The organism is Pseudomonas sp. AGC41, from assembly GCF_057334555.1.
In genome coordinates, this window is sequence record NZ_JBHFJB010000079.1 from 1 (window position 1) to 606 (window position 606).

The 606-nt window shown below is 59.1% G+C and carries 1 protein-coding gene; it reads left to right on the forward strand.

The genetic code is table 11. The annotated features are described in order from the left end of the window. On the forward strand, positions 1–606 hold a 606-nt coding region (locus tag ACE04F_RS13690; RefSeq protein WP_486107458.1), incomplete at both ends, for an immunoglobulin-like domain-containing protein.

Consider the following 606-nt stretch of genomic DNA (forward strand, 5'->3'; position numbering starts at 1 on the left):
CACCGCTTCGGTGAATGCTCCGGTCACCGGCGCTCCGCTGGTCGTCACGCTGTCGAATGGTCAAAGCATCACTATCCCAGTCGGCGCAAGCTCTGGCTCAGTGAACTTCACCGCGCCTAACGATGCGTTGGCGGGCGGAAGCAACCTGAGCGTCAAGATCGACGACGCTAAGGGCGGCAACTACGAAAACCTGGAAATCGATGGTAAGCCTGCGGACACCGCAGTGACCGATACCCAGGACACTACCGGTCTGACCCTGTCCGCCACTGATACTGTCGCTGAAGGCGGTTCGATTGTTTACACCGCTACCCTGACCAACGCCGCCGGCTCGCCTGTGACCATCACCCTGAGCAACGGCGCGGTGATCAATATCGCCGCTGGTGCCACCACTGGCACCGTGACTGTTGATGCACCGAAAGATGACGTTTACAAAGACGCCGGTAAGGTTGAAGTCAGCATCGACACGGCAGTTGGCGGTAACTTTGAGAATCTGGTGCCTAACACTGCACCCGTCGTCACCGACGTGAACGATACCCTCGACACCAGCACTGTTTCGCTCACCGCAACTTCGACGGTTGGCGAAGGCGGCACCGTGGTTTACACCGC